General features: G+C 53.1%; 14 protein-coding genes. 2 read left to right on the top strand and 12 right to left on the bottom strand.

The window, feature by feature from the left end:
• Positions 1–2: 2 nt before the first annotated feature.
• From fabZ to rpsB, 12 genes are all read right to left on the bottom strand, one after another.
• Positions 3–458, bottom strand: coding sequence for a 3-hydroxyacyl-ACP dehydratase FabZ (gene fabZ / locus KW829_RS15750; RefSeq protein WP_010426706.1), 456 nt, complete (start codon positions 456–458; stop codon positions 3–5).
• Between the two features lie 103 nt (positions 459–561).
• Positions 562–1,587 carry a UDP-3-O-(3-hydroxymyristoyl)glucosamine N-acyltransferase gene (gene lpxD, locus KW829_RS15745; protein ID WP_010426709.1) on the bottom strand — a complete coding sequence of 342 codons (1,026 nt, stop codon included), beginning with the start codon at positions 1,585–1,587 and terminating at the stop codon, positions 562–564.
• Positions 1,588–1,590: 3 nt separating this feature from the next.
• Positions 1,591–2,085, bottom strand: a complete 495-nt coding sequence (gene skp / locus KW829_RS15740) for a molecular chaperone Skp (protein ID WP_010426710.1) — start codon at positions 2,083–2,085, stop codon at positions 1,591–1,593.
• 122 nt (positions 2,086–2,207) lie between these two features.
• Positions 2,208–4,625 carry an outer membrane protein assembly factor BamA gene (gene bamA, locus KW829_RS15735; RefSeq protein ID WP_042719073.1) on the bottom strand — a complete coding sequence of 806 codons (2,418 nt, stop codon included), beginning with the start codon at positions 4,623–4,625 and terminating at the stop codon, positions 2,208–2,210.
• Positions 4,626–4,656: 31 nt separating this feature from the next.
• Positions 4,657–6,009 carry a sigma E protease regulator RseP gene (rseP, locus tag KW829_RS15730; RefSeq protein ID WP_042719072.1) on the bottom strand — a complete coding sequence of 451 codons (1,353 nt, stop codon included), beginning with the start codon at positions 6,007–6,009 and terminating at the stop codon, positions 4,657–4,659.
• Between the two features lie 11 nt (positions 6,010–6,020).
• On the bottom strand, positions 6,021–6,878 hold the full coding sequence (gene cdsA, locus KW829_RS15725; RefSeq protein WP_010426717.1) for a phosphatidate cytidylyltransferase: 858 nt from the start codon (positions 6,876–6,878) through the stop codon (positions 6,021–6,023).
• A 12-nt stretch (positions 6,879–6,890) separates the two neighbouring features.
• Positions 6,891–7,649: a (2E,6E)-farnesyl-diphosphate-specific ditrans,polycis-undecaprenyl-diphosphate synthase gene (gene ispU, locus KW829_RS15720; RefSeq protein WP_089599138.1), complete on the bottom strand. Its 759-nt coding sequence runs from the start codon at positions 7,647–7,649 to the stop codon at positions 6,891–6,893.
• A gap of 186 nt (positions 7,650–7,835) precedes the next feature.
• A complete protein-coding gene (gene ispC, locus KW829_RS15715; protein WP_109081838.1) occupies positions 7,836–9,035 on the bottom strand; it encodes a 1-deoxy-D-xylulose-5-phosphate reductoisomerase in 1,200 nt (399 codons plus the stop codon).
• A gap of 95 nt (positions 9,036–9,130) precedes the next feature.
• The gene (gene frr, locus KW829_RS15710; RefSeq protein WP_006173607.1) at positions 9,131–9,688 is read right to left on the bottom strand and encodes a ribosome recycling factor; all 558 of its coding nucleotides are present in this window, start codon (positions 9,686–9,688) and stop codon (positions 9,131–9,133) included.
• 167 nt (positions 9,689–9,855) lie between these two features.
• Entirely contained in the window at positions 9,856–10,581 is a 726-nt protein-coding gene (pyrH, locus tag KW829_RS15705; protein ID WP_006173609.1) for a UMP kinase, read from the bottom strand.
• Between the two features lie 149 nt (positions 10,582–10,730).
• Entirely contained in the window at positions 10,731–11,582 is an 852-nt protein-coding gene (gene tsf / locus KW829_RS15700) for a translation elongation factor Ts (RefSeq protein WP_006173611.1), read from the bottom strand.
• A 117-nt stretch (positions 11,583–11,699) separates the two neighbouring features.
• A complete protein-coding gene (gene rpsB / locus KW829_RS15695) occupies positions 11,700–12,425 on the bottom strand; it encodes a 30S ribosomal protein S2 (RefSeq protein ID WP_003856207.1) in 726 nt (241 codons plus the stop codon).
• 320 nt (positions 12,426–12,745) lie between these two features.
• On the opposite strand from rpsB, the gene map reads away from it, so the two are divergent.
• Both map and glnD read left to right on the top strand, forming a co-directional pair.
• Positions 12,746–13,540 carry a type I methionyl aminopeptidase gene (map, locus tag KW829_RS15690; protein ID WP_010426734.1) on the top strand — a complete coding sequence of 265 codons (795 nt, stop codon included), beginning with the start codon at positions 12,746–12,748 and terminating at the stop codon, positions 13,538–13,540.
• Positions 13,541–13,603: 63 nt separating this feature from the next.
• Positions 13,604–16,279, top strand: coding sequence for a bifunctional uridylyltransferase/uridylyl-removing protein GlnD (glnD, locus tag KW829_RS15685; RefSeq protein WP_218308580.1), 2,676 nt, complete (start codon positions 13,604–13,606; stop codon positions 16,277–16,279).
• Position 16,280 lies beyond the last annotated feature (1 nt).

Below are 16,280 nucleotides of genomic sequence, written 5' to 3'. Positions count from 1 at the left end.
TATCAGGACTCCCGGCTACGAGCACACATCATCGTCGCTTCGCAAACAACTTTGCCGTCAACCAGAGCTACGCCTTTGAAGCGAGTCAGGCCGCGACGCGTTTTTTCAAAAGTGACTTCCATGATCATCTGATCACCAGGCACAACTGGACGCTTAAAGCGCGCCTCATCGATACCTGCGAAGTAATAGAGTTCACCCGGCTCCAGTTTACCTACGCTTTTAAACGCCAGAATACCGGTTGCCTGTGCCATTGCTTCCAGGATCAACACACCCGGGAAGATCGGCTTACCAGGGAAGTGTCCCTGGAAGAAAGGCTCGTTAACGGAGACATTTTTCACTGCGCGCAGAAAACGACCTTCTTCAAAATCCAGCACACGGTCTACCAGCAAAAACGGGTAGCGGTGCGGCAGAAGTTCTAAAATCTCTTCAATATGCAGAGTATGAGTGTCAGTAGTCAAAATACTCTTCCTGTCAAATGTACTAAGTAGCAATAATAACACGGCCTGCCGGTTTATAAAAAAGCCGACAGGCCGGGAAAATTAGCGTTAAACGGATGAACGCTTAGTCTTGTTGATCGATTTTGCGCTCAATCGCTTTGAGACGCTTGCTCATATCATCAATATTCATCACCAGAGCAGCTGTTTTACGCCAGACCTTGTTCGGTTGCAGCGGAATGCCTGAGGAATAGACGCCAGGTTCAGTGATAGGACGCATAACCATGCCCATACCTGTCACCGTCACTTTGTCGCATATTTCCATATGGCCGTTGATCACGCTGGCACCGCCAATCATGCAGTAACGGCCAATTTTGAGGCTGCCTGCCATGATCACGCCGCCCGCAACTGCGGTATTGTCGCCAATCACAACGTTATGTGCAATCTGGCACTGGTTATCAATGATAACACCATTGCCAATAATGGTGTCGTCAAGCGCACCGCGGTCAATAGTGGTACAGGCACCGATCTCAACACGATCGCCGATAATCACGCGACCCAACTGTGGGATCTTAACCCAGTTACCCCGATCGTTGGCGTAACCGAAACCGTCAGAACCAATCACCGTGCTGGATTGAATGAGGCAATTTTCGCCAATCTCAACCTCATGGTAGACAGATACATTGGCCCACAAGCGGGACCCTGCACCAATCTTCGTATTTTTACCAACAAAGCAGCCCGGACCAATCACCACGTTGTCACCCAGCACAACGCCGGATTCAATGACAGCGTTTGCACCAACTGCAACGTTGTTACCCAGCTGAGCCGTCGGATCAATTGAGGCACTAGCCGCAATGTTCTGCGCCGGCTGCGGCGTGGTATCAAGAATTTGGGCCATGCGTGCATACGTCAGGTAGGGATTTGTCACTACCAGAGCAGCGCCTGTGGCAAACGGAAGATCGTCCTGCGTCAGAACAACGGCAGACGCCTGGCATTGAGCCAGGTGTTCACGGTACTTAGGACTTACCATGAAAGTGATGTTGCCAGCTTTAGCAGATTGCATGGACGCAACAGCGGTGATGACGATATCGCCATCACCGTGTAATTCTGCATCCAACTGCTGAGCTAAATCAGCCAGTCGAATTGAAGGCATTACTTATTTAACCTGTTTCAGAACATCAGCGGTGATGTCTTTAACATCGCTGCTGTTGAAAGCAACGGCATTCGCATCAACAACCAGATCGATGCTCTGATCGGCAGCAACAGCTTTAACTGCAGACTGAATGCGAGTAACCAGTTTACCGCGCTCTTCGTTAGAACGACGCTGACGATCCTGCTCGAAAGCCTGCGCTTTCTGGGAGAAGGTCTGGCGCTGAGCCATTACGTCTTTTTCCAGCTTGCTGCGATCGCTTGCTTTCATGGTAGAACCATCGCGCTGCAGACGCTGCATTTTAGTCTGGAGGTCGCCTTCCATACGTTGCAGTTCGCTAGCACGGCCTTTGAATTCGTTTTCCAGCGTCGCAGAAACGCCCGTTTTCTGTGCAACTTGCTGGAACAAATTACCCATGTTGACGATTGCGATTTTGTCCGCTGCCTGAGCAGAAGTTGCCATCGCTAAACCGAGACCTGCAGCTAATAACCACTTTTTCACAATTAACTCCTTACCATCCCATTGGCACCTGAAGGTACCGTTCTTTGCGTGGCAAGGCGATCGTGTTACCGATCGCCAGTTGTCAGCGCTACACTGCCAACGCATTCCTTTGCAGCGAATTATTACCAGGTTTTACCAATGTTAAACTGGAATTGCTCCGCTTTGTCTCCATCGTATTTCTTAAACGGCTGGGCGTAAGAGAAGACCAACGGCCCCAGCGGTGACATCCATTGTAATGCGATACCTGCGGACATGCGAATGTTGCCCGGATCGCTGTAGTCTGGAACACCTGCCGCACGCATCTGGGCGGTATTCTCCCAGTTGGTATCCCACACCGTACCCGCATCCATAAAGAAGGAGGTACGGACAGAGTTCGCGTACTTGTCGCTGATAAACGGCGTAGGCGTGATGAACTCAAGGCTCGCCACGGCCATAGCGTTACCGCCGACTGCATCATCAGAGCTACACACTTGTTTTGGATCACGGCTTGCGCAGTTATCTTCGTCATTACCGCCGTAGTAGACCGCTTTCGGACCAATGTTATTGGACTGGAAGCCACGAACGGTGCTGGAACCGCCCGCATAGAAGTTTTCATAGAACGGCAACTCTTTACTGCCAATCCCGTCACCGTAGCCCCAACGAGTACGACCCAGGACAACCCACTTGTGGTCATCATCAATTGGGAAGTAAGACGCCGTGTCCAGCGTCAACTTGTAGAACTCGTTATCAGAGCCAGGAATGGTCACTTTACCGTTCAGATTGACGCGAGAACCTTCCGTAGGGAAGTAACCACGGTCAAGGCGGTTATATGTCCAGCCGTAGTTGAAGGTGAAGTCATCCGCCGCGAAACCGTTGTCATCGCTGGACGTACTTGCCGACTGGCCAATGGAATCCAGATAACGCCACATCGCCACCTGAGGCTGCATGTTGGACAGGTCGTTATGCACATAACCTAAGCCCGCACGCAGCGTGTTGTATTCGTTCACCGGGAAGCCGAGCGTACCGTCTACACCGTAACTCTTGTTGGTATAGGAGGACAGATCCGCGTCGTCTGCTTTAAAGTCGTTATAGAAGATACGACCACCCAGGCTCACACCGTCAACGGTGAAGTATGGGTTTGTGACAGAAAACTCAGAGTAGGTCTGGTAGTCGTTTTTGGTACCGTTGATACCAACAGAGTACCCCGTACCCAGCCAGTTATCCTGCTGAACACCGACCTGGAAGCTCACACCGCTTTCAGTACCGTAGCCCACACCGAAGTTGAAGCTACCGGTGTTACGCTCTTTTACTTTATAGACGACATCAACCTGATCCGGGCTGCCTGGTACACGCTGGGTATCAGTATCAACCGTCTCGAAGTAACCCAGACGATTCAGACGCTCTTTACCCTGGTCAACCAGGTCGCTACCCAACCACGCCCCTTCCATCTGGCGCATTTCGCGACGCAGAACGGAATCTTTAGAAGTATCGTTACCTTCGAAGCGGATCTTACGCACGTAGAAACGGTTACCCGCATCAACGTTCACGTGCAGCTTAACGGTTTTCTCAGCGTCGTTGATTTCCGGCTGAGTTTGTACGCGAGGATAGGCGTAACCATAGCGGCCGAGCAGCTTTTTAATACTGTCTTCCATTTTGGTGACTTTAGAACCGCTATACAGATCGCCGGGCTGAATTTTGGTCAGCGACTCAATCTCAGCAGAATGCCCCGCCAGGTTTCCACTTACTTCAACGCCAGAAAGCTTGTACTGATCGCCTTCTGTGATGTTAACCGTAATGTAGATCCCTTTCTTGTCCGGAGTCAGACTGACCTGAGTTGAATCAATGTTGAAACGGGCATAACCGCGATCCAGATAATAGCTGCGCAGGGTTTCAAGGTCGCCTGCCAGTTTCTGTTTCTGGTATTTACGGTCACCCACCACGTTCCACCACGGCACTTCGTCACGCAGCTGGAACGTTGAGATCAGCTCGTCGGTGCTGAACGCATGGTTACCCACGATGTTGATCTGCTGGATCTTCGCAGAAACACCTTCCTGGAAGACCAGTTTCAGGTCAACACGGTTACGCGGCAGCGGCGTCACTACCGCTTTCACGCTGGCGCTGTATTTACCGACGCTGTAATAGAAGTCTTCCAGACCTTTTTCAATGTCTGCAAGGGTTGTGCGGTCCAGGGACTCCCCCACACGAACACCGGATGCTTCAAGGTTTTGCTTGAGCATGTCATCTTTCACCGACTTGTTGCCGGAGAAGGTGATACTGGCGATCGTTGGACGTTCTTTTACCTGAACCAGCAGCGTATCACCATCGCGCAGGACGCGGACGTCCTCAAAGTTGCCAGTGGCAAACAGAGCGCGGATGGTGTTACTGATGTCTTCATCATTAACCGTATCGCCGGGGCGCACAGGCATACTGAGGAGGGCCGCACCAACGGCGACACGCTGAAGGCCTTCGAAATGAATATCTTTCACTACGAACCCGTCAGCACCGTATACGGTGGCGCTGCTAAACAGCAGCGACGCTATGAGCAACTTTTTCATCGCCATCGTTATTATGCGTTCTTCCTAACTAACTCTCTTACAACCGAGAGAAATCATTGAAAAGTGCAAGCCCCATTAACAGCACCAGCAAAATCGAGCCAATGCGATAACTAAAGTCTTGAACTCGCTCGGATACCGGTCCGCCTTTTAGCTTTTCAATGGCTAAAAACAGCAGATGGCCCCCGTCTAATACGGGAAGCGGGAACAGGTTGATTATCCCGAGGTTCACGCTAATGAGCGCGAGAAACATGAGATAGTAAATCACCCCGAACTCCGCTGACATCCCAGCCCCCTGAGCAATCGAAATAGGCCCACTGAGGTTGTTCAGTTTCACATCACCGGTTATCAATTTCCCCAACATGTTTACCGTCAGCTTCATCAGTTGCCATGTTTTATCCGTGGCTTCAAGGATGGCGCTGAACGGCCCATACTGGCGTATTGTCTTGTACTCATCTGGCAGTGGGATCACTTTCGGCACAACGCCTGCAAACCCTTCTGCCTTTCCGCTGCTCGATTTGGTATCCGGAATCAGCGTCAGTGAGAGCGGACTCCCCTGTCTTTCCACTTCCAGCGCGAGCGATGTACCCGGATTATCGCGTACCAGAGTAACAAAGGTCATCCATTGTGTTAATGGTTGACCATCGACTTTAACGATCCTGTCGCCCGCTTGCAAACCCGCTTTACTCGCTGCGGAGTTAGCCTGTACTTCGGCTAATACCGGTTCGATTTGCGCGCTGCGCGGCCGAATCCCCAGAGCGGAAACGGGATCTTCTTTGTCGGGTTCGAAACTCCAGTGGCGTAAATCCAGCACTTTTTCCTGCCGCTGGTCTGATCCAAAAGGCGACACGCTGACAGTCGTCTTCTCATCACCAATTTTCGCAACCAGCTGCAATCGCACGGCATCCCAATCAGGGGTTTCGATGCCATCAATCGCTTTAAGTTCCATCCCAGGTGCAATTTGCCCACTCGCTGCAATAGAGCCAGGGGCAATTTCACCGACAACCGGACGCACGCCAGGGACACCGATGATAAACACCAGCCAGTAAGCGAAGATAGCAAAGATGAAATTGGCTACCGGACCGGCAGCAATGATGGCAGCACGTTGCCCAACGGTTTTGTTGTTAAACGCGCTGTGTCTCAGTTCTGGCGCGACAGGCTCGACGCGCTCGTCGAGCATTTTGACGTAGCCGCCCAGCGGAATAAGGGCGATGACAAACTCGGTGCCATGGCGATCGGTACGCTTCCAGAGCGATTTACCAAACCCGATGGAGAATCTCTCCACCCGCACGCCACAGCGTCGAGCAACCCAGAAATGGCCAAATTCATGCACGGTAATCAGTACACCCAGTGCAACAATGAACGCCGCCAGATTCCAGAGAATGCTCAGCATAAAACCTTCCGTTAAATCGTCCCGAATACCAGTAAAAGCAAGCAAGCAAACACTGGAACAGCCGCCGTCAGGCTGTCAATGCGATCCAGTATCCCGCCATGGCCTGGAATCAAGTGACCACTGTCTTTAATCCCTGCTTCACGCTTGAACATACTTTCGGTGAGATCACCCAGCACCGAGGCCAGCGCAGCGAAAATTGAGCACACCAGCAATGTTGACGGTGCTACCTCCAGATTCGCCCATAGGCCATAACCCCAGGAGATGATCGCCGCCGTAAACAGGCCACCAATGAATCCTTGCCAGGTTTTACCCGGGGAAACCTTCGGCGCCAGTTTATGTTTGCCGAACAGTTTACCAAACATATAGGCTCCAGAGTCAGCCCCCCAGACGAGAATCATCACATAAAGCAGCCAGAGGGCACCGCTATAGTGGTTTTCGTCATAGTGCCAGGCGCGCAGCGCGACCATACCCCAGAAAAATGGAACAATTGTGAGCAGACCAAAAATAAGGCGCAACACTTTAGAATTTCGCCACAGTGCCGCAGAGCCTGGATAAAAAAGCACCAACACAAGCGCAGCAACCCACCATGCCAGCGATATCCATAAGGATCCGGCAACCAGCGGTTGGTGAATATCGTGATGATATTCAGGCAACGTGAACAGCATCAGGGCCAGGATAAAGCCACAAAGCACCGCCAGCCATACCCGCTGTGTGCGCGAGGTAAAGCCGCTAAACTGTCCCCATTCCCAGGCGGCGAGCATGCACACCACCAGCGTAACAATCGCGAATCCCACTGGGGGCAGTAAAAACAGCGCCGCAATGACAATGGGTATTAATACAAAAGCGGAAATCAGGCGATACTTCAGCAAAAGCTACCCCCATCAGGCTTTGTCGCCACCAGGCTCGGTGCCGCCGAAACGACGCTCTCGATTGGCAAAGGCATGCAGCGCACCTTCAAAGTCTTGTTCATCAAAATCGGGCCAAAGAACATCAGTAAAGTAAAGTTCGGCGTAGGCGATTTGCCAAAGCAAAAAGTTACTTATGCGGTGTTCTCCCCCTGTCCTTATTACCAAATCCACAGGCGCCAGTTCATTCATGCAGATTTGCCGACTGAGCGCCTCTTCATCAATTTGGTCGGGTCTCAACAGCCCTTCCTGAACCTGCTCGGCAAGATGCCGAACGCCCTGAATAATATCCCAGCGTCCGCCGTAATTCGCCGCGATATTGAGCGTCAGGCCGGTATTATTTTCCGTCAGCGCTTCTGCTTTGCGAATCCGTTCCTGCAAACGTGAGTTAAAACGACTGGTTTCGCCAATAATACGCAGGCGGACGTTGTGGCGGTGCAGGCTTTTTACTTCGCTATCGAGCGCCCACACAAACAGTTCCATCAACGCAGTCACTTCCTGCGGTGGTCGATTCCAGTTCTCACTGCTAAAAGCATAGAGCGTTAACGCATCAATGCCGTTATTGGCGGCAAAAGAAACGGCGCGGCGAACGGACTTCGCCCCCGCTTTATGCCCAAAGGCTCGTATCTTCCCTTGTCTTTTCGCCCAGCGGCCGTTGCCATCCATGATGATTGCTACATGACGACAGCCATGCGCTGGCAAGTTTTCGCTCATTGGTTGATTCGCAGACAACATAACGCGTTTTTAGTCCCTGAAAAGGATTTAACGGTACACAGGAATACTGAAGCCTATACATAAAAAAGCCGTGTCAAACCACGGCTTACCTGACCACATAAAGTCAAATACCTGCGATCAGGTGGCGCAGACTATATCACTGAAGCACAACGCTAACAAATAGCACGACGACTAGTGGCTGCTTTATCACCAGCTTGCGAGACGTGTCACCAGTTTACGCGCAACAATGCGAGCCTCTGCATCGACCGCCAGCACCTCTTCCACGCTTTGTGGCTCGCGCAAATCCATCAATTCAAGCACTGAAAGATTCATTGCTGCGATATCGGTAAAGCGGATCTGCTGATTCAGAAATGCCTCAACGGTCTCTTCATTCGCTGCATTCAGTGCCGTCGTCGCCGCCTGCCCTTGGTCAAAGGCCGTCATCGCGAGCTTAAGGCAAGGGTAACGGTCGTAATCAGGCTCGCTAAAGGTCAGTGAACTCAGCTTGCAAAAATCGAGCGGTTTTGCCCCGGATGTCACACGGTTTGGCCACGCCATGGCGTGAGCAATAGGCGTGCGCATATCCGGTTCGCCCAACTGAGCAAGCACGCTGCCATCCTGATAGCGCACCATAGAGTGAATCACCGATTGCGGGTGGATCAGCACTTCCATCTGTTTCGCTGACGCATTAAACAGCCAGCGCGCTTCAATGTATTCCAGACCTTTATTCATCATGGTGGCTGAATCAACGGAGATCTTACGACCCATCGACCAGTTCGGATGACGGCACGCCTGATCCGGCGTCATTGCGCTCAGTTCAGACAGTGGCGTTTCACGGAACGGGCCACCAGACCCGGTGAGCAGAATCGACACAACGCCATTCTGCTCCAGGTCAGCGTACCCCAGGTTCTGTTGAAAAGGTTGCGGCAAACTCTGAAAAATGGCGTTGTGTTCGCTATCAACCGGTAAAAGACGCGCGCCGCGCTGTTTGACGGCCTCCATAAAGAGGCGTCCGCAGGTCACCAGCGACTCTTTATTCGCCAGCAGAACATCTTTACCGGCATCAATAGCGGCAAGCGTCGGCAGAAGCCCAGCCGCCCCAACGATGGCGGCCATCACCTGATCGACCTCATCCAGCGCCGCCATTTCGCATGCCGCCTGTTGACCGCTGAGCACCTCGGTGCGGCTGCCCTTTTCCTGCAGCTGCGCTTTCACCTGGCGAGCACTCTCTTCGTCATCCATCACTGCAAAGCGGGGCGTAAACTCCAGACACTGCTCCACCATGCGCTGCACGTTTTTACCGGCCACAAGGGCGGTCACGGTGTAGCTTTCAGGATTATGGCGAACCACGTCAAGAGTGCTGCAACCGATAGAGCCGGTTGAGCCAAGGAGTGTTAAATGCTTCATGAGATGCCCGGGAAAAAGTTAGACCAGATAAAAGCAAAACGCCGCCAGTAAGACACAACGTCCCCTGAACGGCGTTTATCAGTGTACGACAGAAATCAGAACTGCATCAGTTCCGCTTCTTTATCTGCCAGCGCCGCATCAATTTTCTTGATAGCCGCGTCAGTCATCTTCTGCACGTCATCCTGGGAACGACGGTCATCATCTTCACTGATCTCTTTTTCTTTCAGCAGCGCTTTCACTTTATCGTTCGCGTCGCGGCGTACGTTACGTACGGAAACACGACCTTGCTCAGCTTCACCGCGCACCACTTTGATCAGGTCTTTACGACGTTCTTCGGTCAGCGCAGGCAGCGGAACGCGGATGTCAGCACCCGCAGAGCTTGGGTTCAAACCGAGGTCAGACGCCATGATCGCTTTCTCAATAGCCGGGCTCATTGAACGATCGAATACGTTGATTTTCAGCGTACGGGTATCTTCTACGGTAACGCTCGCCAGCTGACGCAGTGGAGTTGGCGTACCGTAGTATTCTACGATGATGCCATCCAGCAGGCTTGGAGAAGCACGGCCAGTACGGATTTTGCTGATTTGGTTTTTGAACGCTTCTACGCATTTATCCATGCGTACTTCAGCATCTTTTCTGATGTCGTTAATCACGTTACGGATCCTTGAAAACTTGTCTCAGGCAGACTAACCGCCAGCACAGCGCTACAGGTGTGCTAAGTATAGTCGCGTTTAATTCATGACAACGCCAAAGGCGCGTCCGGGTAAGATACCACTACAAAGTAAAGCGGAATCTTACCTGTATTTATCGCCGACGGAAATTATTCCGTGATCAAAGTGCCTTCTTTTTCGCCCATTACAACGCGGCGCAGTGCGCCCGGCTTGTTCATGTTGAAGACACGGATCGGCAGTTTGTGGTCACGAGCCAGCGTGAAGGCGGCAAGATCCATTACTTTCAGCTCTTTATCCAGCACTTCGCTGTAGCTCAGCTGATCGTACATGGTCGCAGAAGGATCTTTTGCCGGATCGGCAGTAAACACGCCATCCACTTTGGTCGCTTTCAGCACCACATCGGCTTCGATTTCGATACCGCGCAGGCAGGCAGCGGAATCGGTGGTAAAGAACGGGTTACCCGTACCGGCGGAGAGGATCACCACGCGGTTATTGCGCAGCAGGCTGATGGCTTCTGCCCAGCTGTAGTTATCGCACACGCCGTTCAGAGGAATAGCGGACATCAGGCGGGCGTTCACATAGGCGCGATGGAGCGCATCACGCATGGCCAGGCCATTCATCACGGTTGCCAGCATACCCATGTGGTCGCCCACAACGCGGTTCATCCCCGCTTTCGCCAGACCAGCACCACGGAAAAGGTTGCCACCGCCAATGACCACGCCAACCTGAATACCCAGTTCGACCAGTTCTTTGATTTCCTGTGCCATGCGGTCAAGGATGCTTGCGTCAATACCGAAGCCTTCCGTTCCCTGCAGCGCTTCGCCACTCAGCTTAAGCAGAATGCGTTTGTACACGGGTTTTGCATTGGTAGCCATGTTTCTTTCCTGAGACTGTCAACGATTAAGATGGGGTTAATTCTGGCGACATGTTATGCCGCAAACCAGCGCAGGGATACAGTAACCTGTCTGATTTTGTATGACGGGTGACAAAAAGAAGCCGCCCTCAGGCGGCTCCTTTTCAATCATTAAGACTGCTTGGACATTGCAGCAACTTCTGCTGCGAAGTCAGTCTCAACTTTCTCGATGCCTTCGCCCACTTCGAAGCGGATGAAGCCAGTTACGTCAGCGTTGTGCTCTTTCAGCAGCTGAGCAACAGACTTGCTTGGATCCATAACGAAAGGCTGGCCAGTCAGAGAAACTTCGCCGGTGAATTTCTTCATGCGGCCTTCAACCATTTTCTCTGCGATTTCTTTAGGCTTACCAGACTGCATCGCGATGTCCAGCTGAACCTGGTACTCTTTCTCTACCACTTCAGCAGACACGTCTTCTGGCTTAACGAATTCTGGCTTGCTTGCAGCGATGTGCATTGCCAGCTGTTTAACCAGCTCTTCATCAGCGCCTTTAGCCGCAACCAGAACACCGATACGTGCGCCGTGCTGGTAAGAACCCAGAACGTCGCCTTCCAGGGAAGATACGCGACGGATGTTGATGTTCTCACCGATTTTAGCAACCAGCGCAACACGCTCTTCTTCGAACTGTGCTTTCAGAACTTCAACGTCAGTGATTTTGCCCGCTACAGCTGCGTCCAGTACTTTGTTCGCAAATGCCTGGAAACCGCCATCTTTAGCAACGAAGTCAGTCTGGCAGTTAACTTCCAGAATGATACCGTAGGTGCCGTCGATTTTAGTGATGATCACGCCGTCAGCAGCAACGTTGCCTGCTTTCTTAGCTGCTTTGATCGCACCGGATTTACGCATGTTTTCGATTGCCAGCTCAATGTCGCCGTTCGCTTCAGTCAGCGCTTTTTTGCAATCCATCATGCCTGCGCCAGTACGCTCGCGCAGCTCTTTTACCAGGGATGCGGTAATTTCAGCCATTCTTAAATCCTCGGGAGATGTGAACTGCCCGGCCATAAGCCAAACAGTATAAATTGAAAAAAGGGGCCGATAATTGGCCCCTATTCATACACGGTACTAATAAGGGGTAAAACCTTATTATTCAGCTTCTACGAAGCTTTCTTCCGCCTGAGAAGCCAGATCCTGGGAACGGCCTTCACGAACGGTAGCAGCAACAGCGCTCAGGTACAGGCTAACAGCACGGATTGCGTCGTCGTTACCCGGGATAACGAAGTCAACACCGTCCGGATCGGAGTTGGTATCAACGATAGCGAATACCGGGATACCCAGGTTGTTAGCTTCTTTGATTGCGATGTGCTCGTGGTCTGCATCGATTACGAACAGCGCGTCTGGCAGGCCGCCCATATCTTTGATACCGCCCAGGCTGTTTTCCAGCTTGTCCAGTTCACGAGTACGCATCAGCGCTTCTTTCTTAGTCAGCTTATCGAAAGTACCGTCCTGAGACTGGGTTTCCAGATCTTTCAGGCGTTTGATGGACTGACGAACAGTTTTCCAGTTGGTCAGCATGCCGCCCAACCAGCGATGGTTCACGAAGAACTGGTCGCAGCTGTTAGCAGCATCTTTCACAGCTTCGCTTGCAGCGCGCTTAGTACCAACGAACAGAATCTTACCTTTACGGGAAGAGATCTTGTTCAGCTCAGCCAGGGCTTCGTTGAACATTGGTACAGTTTTCTCAAGGTTGATGATGTGAACTTTGTTACGTGCGCCGAAGATGAAAGGCTTCATTTTCGGGTTCCAGTAACGGGTCTGGTGACCAAAGTGAACACCAGCCTTGAGCATGTCGCGCATGGAAACAGTTGCCATGTTTAAAACCTCTATAGTAAAAGTTGGGGTTATGCCTCCACGTATCCCATATTACCGACCCCAAAGGGCACCCCGGAATATGTGCCGATACGTGTGTGTTGTTACACAAAGTGAGATTTGTCGCTTCCGTCCAGCCTGTGTATCTGAAATGGATCGGAAGTCCGGCGCGCTTTATACCACAAAACACGGCCAGAAACCAATAATTGTTGACGGTGTGTGCTGTTAATGATTCTCAATTTGGCAGTGGGTGCGCCAGACTGTTACCATTGACGACACTTGAACTAGTATTGTCGAAAAATCGACACCGATGGACAGATTACATGGCTATCTCTATTAAGACTCCTGAAGAAATTGAAAAGATGCGCGTCGCCGGTCGTCTGGCCGCTGAAGTGCTGGAAATGATCGAGCCATTCGTGAAGCCGGGCGTCAGCACCGGCGAGCTGGATCGCATCTGTAATGACTACATCGTCAACGAGCAGCACGCGGTCTCCGCCTGCCTCGGCTACCACGGTTTTCCAAAATCCGTGTGCATCTCTATAAATGAAGTGGTTTGTCACGGTATTCCTGACGACGCAAAACTGCTGAAAGATGGCGACATCGTTAACATCGACGTGACCGTCATTAAAGACGAATACCACGGCGACACCTCTAAGATGTTCATCGTAGGCAAACCGACCATCCTCGGCGAGCGCCTGTGTAAAGTGACGCAAGAGAGCCTCTACCTGGCATTGAAGATGGTGAAACCAGGCATCCGTCTGCGTACTATCGGTGCGGCTATCCAGAAGTTCGTGGAAGCAGAAGGTTTCTCCGTGGTGCGCGAGTACTGCGGGCACGGCATTGGTCGCGTCTTCCACGAAGAGCCGCAGGTTCTGCACTACGATGCGGATGACGGCGGCGTGGTGCTGCAGAAAGGCATGACCTTCACCATTGAGCCAATGGTCAACTCTGGCGATTACCGCATCCGCACCATGAAAGACGGCTGGACGGTGAAAACCAAAGACAGAAGCTTGTCTGCACAGTACGAGCATACTATTGTGGTAACAGACAACGGCTGCGAAATTATGACGTTGCGCAAGGATGACACCATCCCGGCGATACTGACGAACATTGAGTGATAAAAGAGCCGGCGAATGCCGGCTTTTTTAATGGCGATAGCTTTTTCTTATGGGTGGCGCACGATGAGTAATCTTTTACCCGAACAGTATGCTAACACAGCCCTTCCCACCCTTCCCGACCAGCCCGACAACCCGGGCGTCTGGCCGCCGCATGAACTGAAGTGTGCCGATATCAAAGCACATATGGATGTCTTCCAGCGCTGGCTCAGTAGCGCGTTTGACGCAGGCATTTCCGCCGAGCAGCTCATCGAAGCACGCACCGAGTTTATCGACCAGCTGCTGCAACGCCTGTGGATCGATTACGGCTTCGGGCAGATTAGCGACGTAGCGCTGGTTGCCGTCGGGGGCTATGGTCGCGGTGAACTGCATCCGCTTTCCGATATCGACCTGCTGATCTTAAGCCGCAAAAAGCTGCCGGACGAACAGGCGCAAAAAATTGGCGAACTGCTGACCCTGCTCTGGGACGTGAAGCTGGAAGTGGGCCACAGCGTGCGCACCCTGGAAGAGTGTCTGCTGGAGGGGCTATCTGACCTGACCGTCGCCACCAACCTGATTGAAACCCGCCTGCTGATTGGCGACGTCGCGCTGTTCCTGGAGCTACAGAAACACATCTTCAGCGACGGCTTCTGGCCGTCAGAAAAGTTCTTCGCCGCGAAGGTCGAGGAGCAAAACCAGCGCCACCAGCGTTACCACGGCACCAGCTATAATCTTGAACCCGATATTAAAAGCAGCCCCGGCGGCCTGCGCGACATTCATACCCTGCAATGGGTCGCCCGTCGCCACTTTGGCGCGACGTCAATGGATGAGATGGTCGGCTTCGGCTTCCTCACCGAGGCCGAGCGTAACGAGCTAAACGAGTGCCTGCACCTGCTGTGGCGCATCCGGTTTGCCCTGCATCTGGAAGTCACCCGCTACGACAACCGCCTGCTGTTTGATCGCCAGCTCAGCGTGGCGCAGCGCCTGAATTACCAGGGCGAAGGCAACGAGCCGGTTGAGCACATGATGAAGGATTTCTTCCGCGTCACCCGCCGGGTGACCGAGCTGAACCAGATGCTGTTGCAGCTGTTCGACGAGGCCATTCTGGCCCTGACGGCGGACGAAAAACCGCGCCCGATTGATGACGAATTCCAGCTGCGCGGCACGCTTATCGATCTGCGCGACGAAACGCTGTTTATGCGCGAGCCGGAAGCGATTCTGCGGATGTTCTATACCATGGTGCGCAACAGCACCATCACCGGGATCTACTCCACCACCCTGCGTCATCTGCGCCATGCGCGCCGCCACCTGACTCAGCCTTTGTGCTATATCCCGGAAGCGCGCGCCCTGTTCCTGAGCATGCTGCGCCATCCAGGCGCCGTCAGCCGCGGCCTGCTGCCGATGCACCGCCACAGCGTGCTGTGGGCGTATATGCCCCAGTGGTCGCATATTGTTGGTCAGATGCAGTTCGATCTTTTCCACGCTTACACAGTGGATGAACACACGATCCGCGTGATGCTCAAGCTGGAAAGCTTTGCGAAAGAAGAGACGCGATCCCGCCACCCGCTGTGCGTTGAACTGTGGCCACGCCTCTCCCATCCTGAACTGATCCTGATCGCCGCCCTATTCCACGATATCGCCAAAGGTCGCGGCGGCGACCACTCGGTGCTGGGGGCGCAAGACGTGCTGAAATTTGCTGAGCTGCACGGGCTGAACTCACGCGAAACGCAGCTGGTGGCCTGGCTGGTCCGTCATCACCTGCTGATGTCGGTCACCGCACAGCGTCGTGACATTCAGGATCCTGAAGTCATTAAGCAATTCGCCGAAGAGGTGCAAACGGAAAACCGCCTGCGCTATCTGGTCTGCCTGACGGTGGCGGATATTTGCGCCACCAACGAAACCCTGTGGAACAGCTGGAAGCAGAGCCTGCTGCGCGAACTGTACTTCGCTACCGAAAAACAGCTGCGTCGTGGTATGCAAAACACCCCGGACATGCGCGAGCGCGTGCGCCACCATCAGCTGCAGGCGCTGGCGCTGCTGCGGATGGATAATATTGATGAAGAGGCGCTGCATCAGATCTGGGCGCGCTGCCGCGCCAACTACTTTGTGCGCCACAGCCCAAACCAGCTTGCCTGGCACGCGCGGCATCTGCTGAAGCACGATTTGTCGAAGCCGATGATCCTGCTCAGCCCGCAGGCCACGCGCGGGGGCACGGAGATCTTCATCTGGAGCCCGGACCGACCCTATCTGTTTGCCGCCGTCTGCGCCGAACTGGACAGGCGTAATCTGAGCGTTCACGACGCGCAGATTTTCACCACCCGCGACGGCATGGCAATGGACACCTTTATTGTGCTGGAGCCGGACGGCAGCCCGCTATCGTCGGACAGGCATGAAGGGATTCGTTTTGGTCTGGAGCAGGCCATTACCCAGCGCAGTTGGCAACCGCCGCAGCCGCGTCGCCAGCCTGCAAAATTGCGTCATTTTACCGTCGATACCGAGGTCAATTTCCTGCCAACCCACACCGACCGCAAATCGTTCCTTGAGCTGATTGCGCTCGATCAGCCAGGGCTACTTGCCCGCGTCGGCCAGGTTTTTGCCGATCTGGGAATTTCGCTTCATGGCGCCCGAATTACAACCATTGGTGAGCGAGTAGAAGATTTATTTATAATCGCCACAGCGGACCGACGTGCCCTTAATAATGACCTGCAGCTTGAAGTGCAACAACGGTTGACAGCAGCCCTCAATCCAAACGATAAAGGGTGAC

It is taken from the genome of Enterobacter sp. ENT02 (assembly GCF_019219165.1).
GTDB lineage: Bacteria > Pseudomonadota > Gammaproteobacteria > Enterobacterales > Enterobacteriaceae > Enterobacter > Enterobacter mori.
Note: the sequence above shows the minus strand (reverse complement) of the source record. Positions and strands in the feature narration are given on the sequence as shown.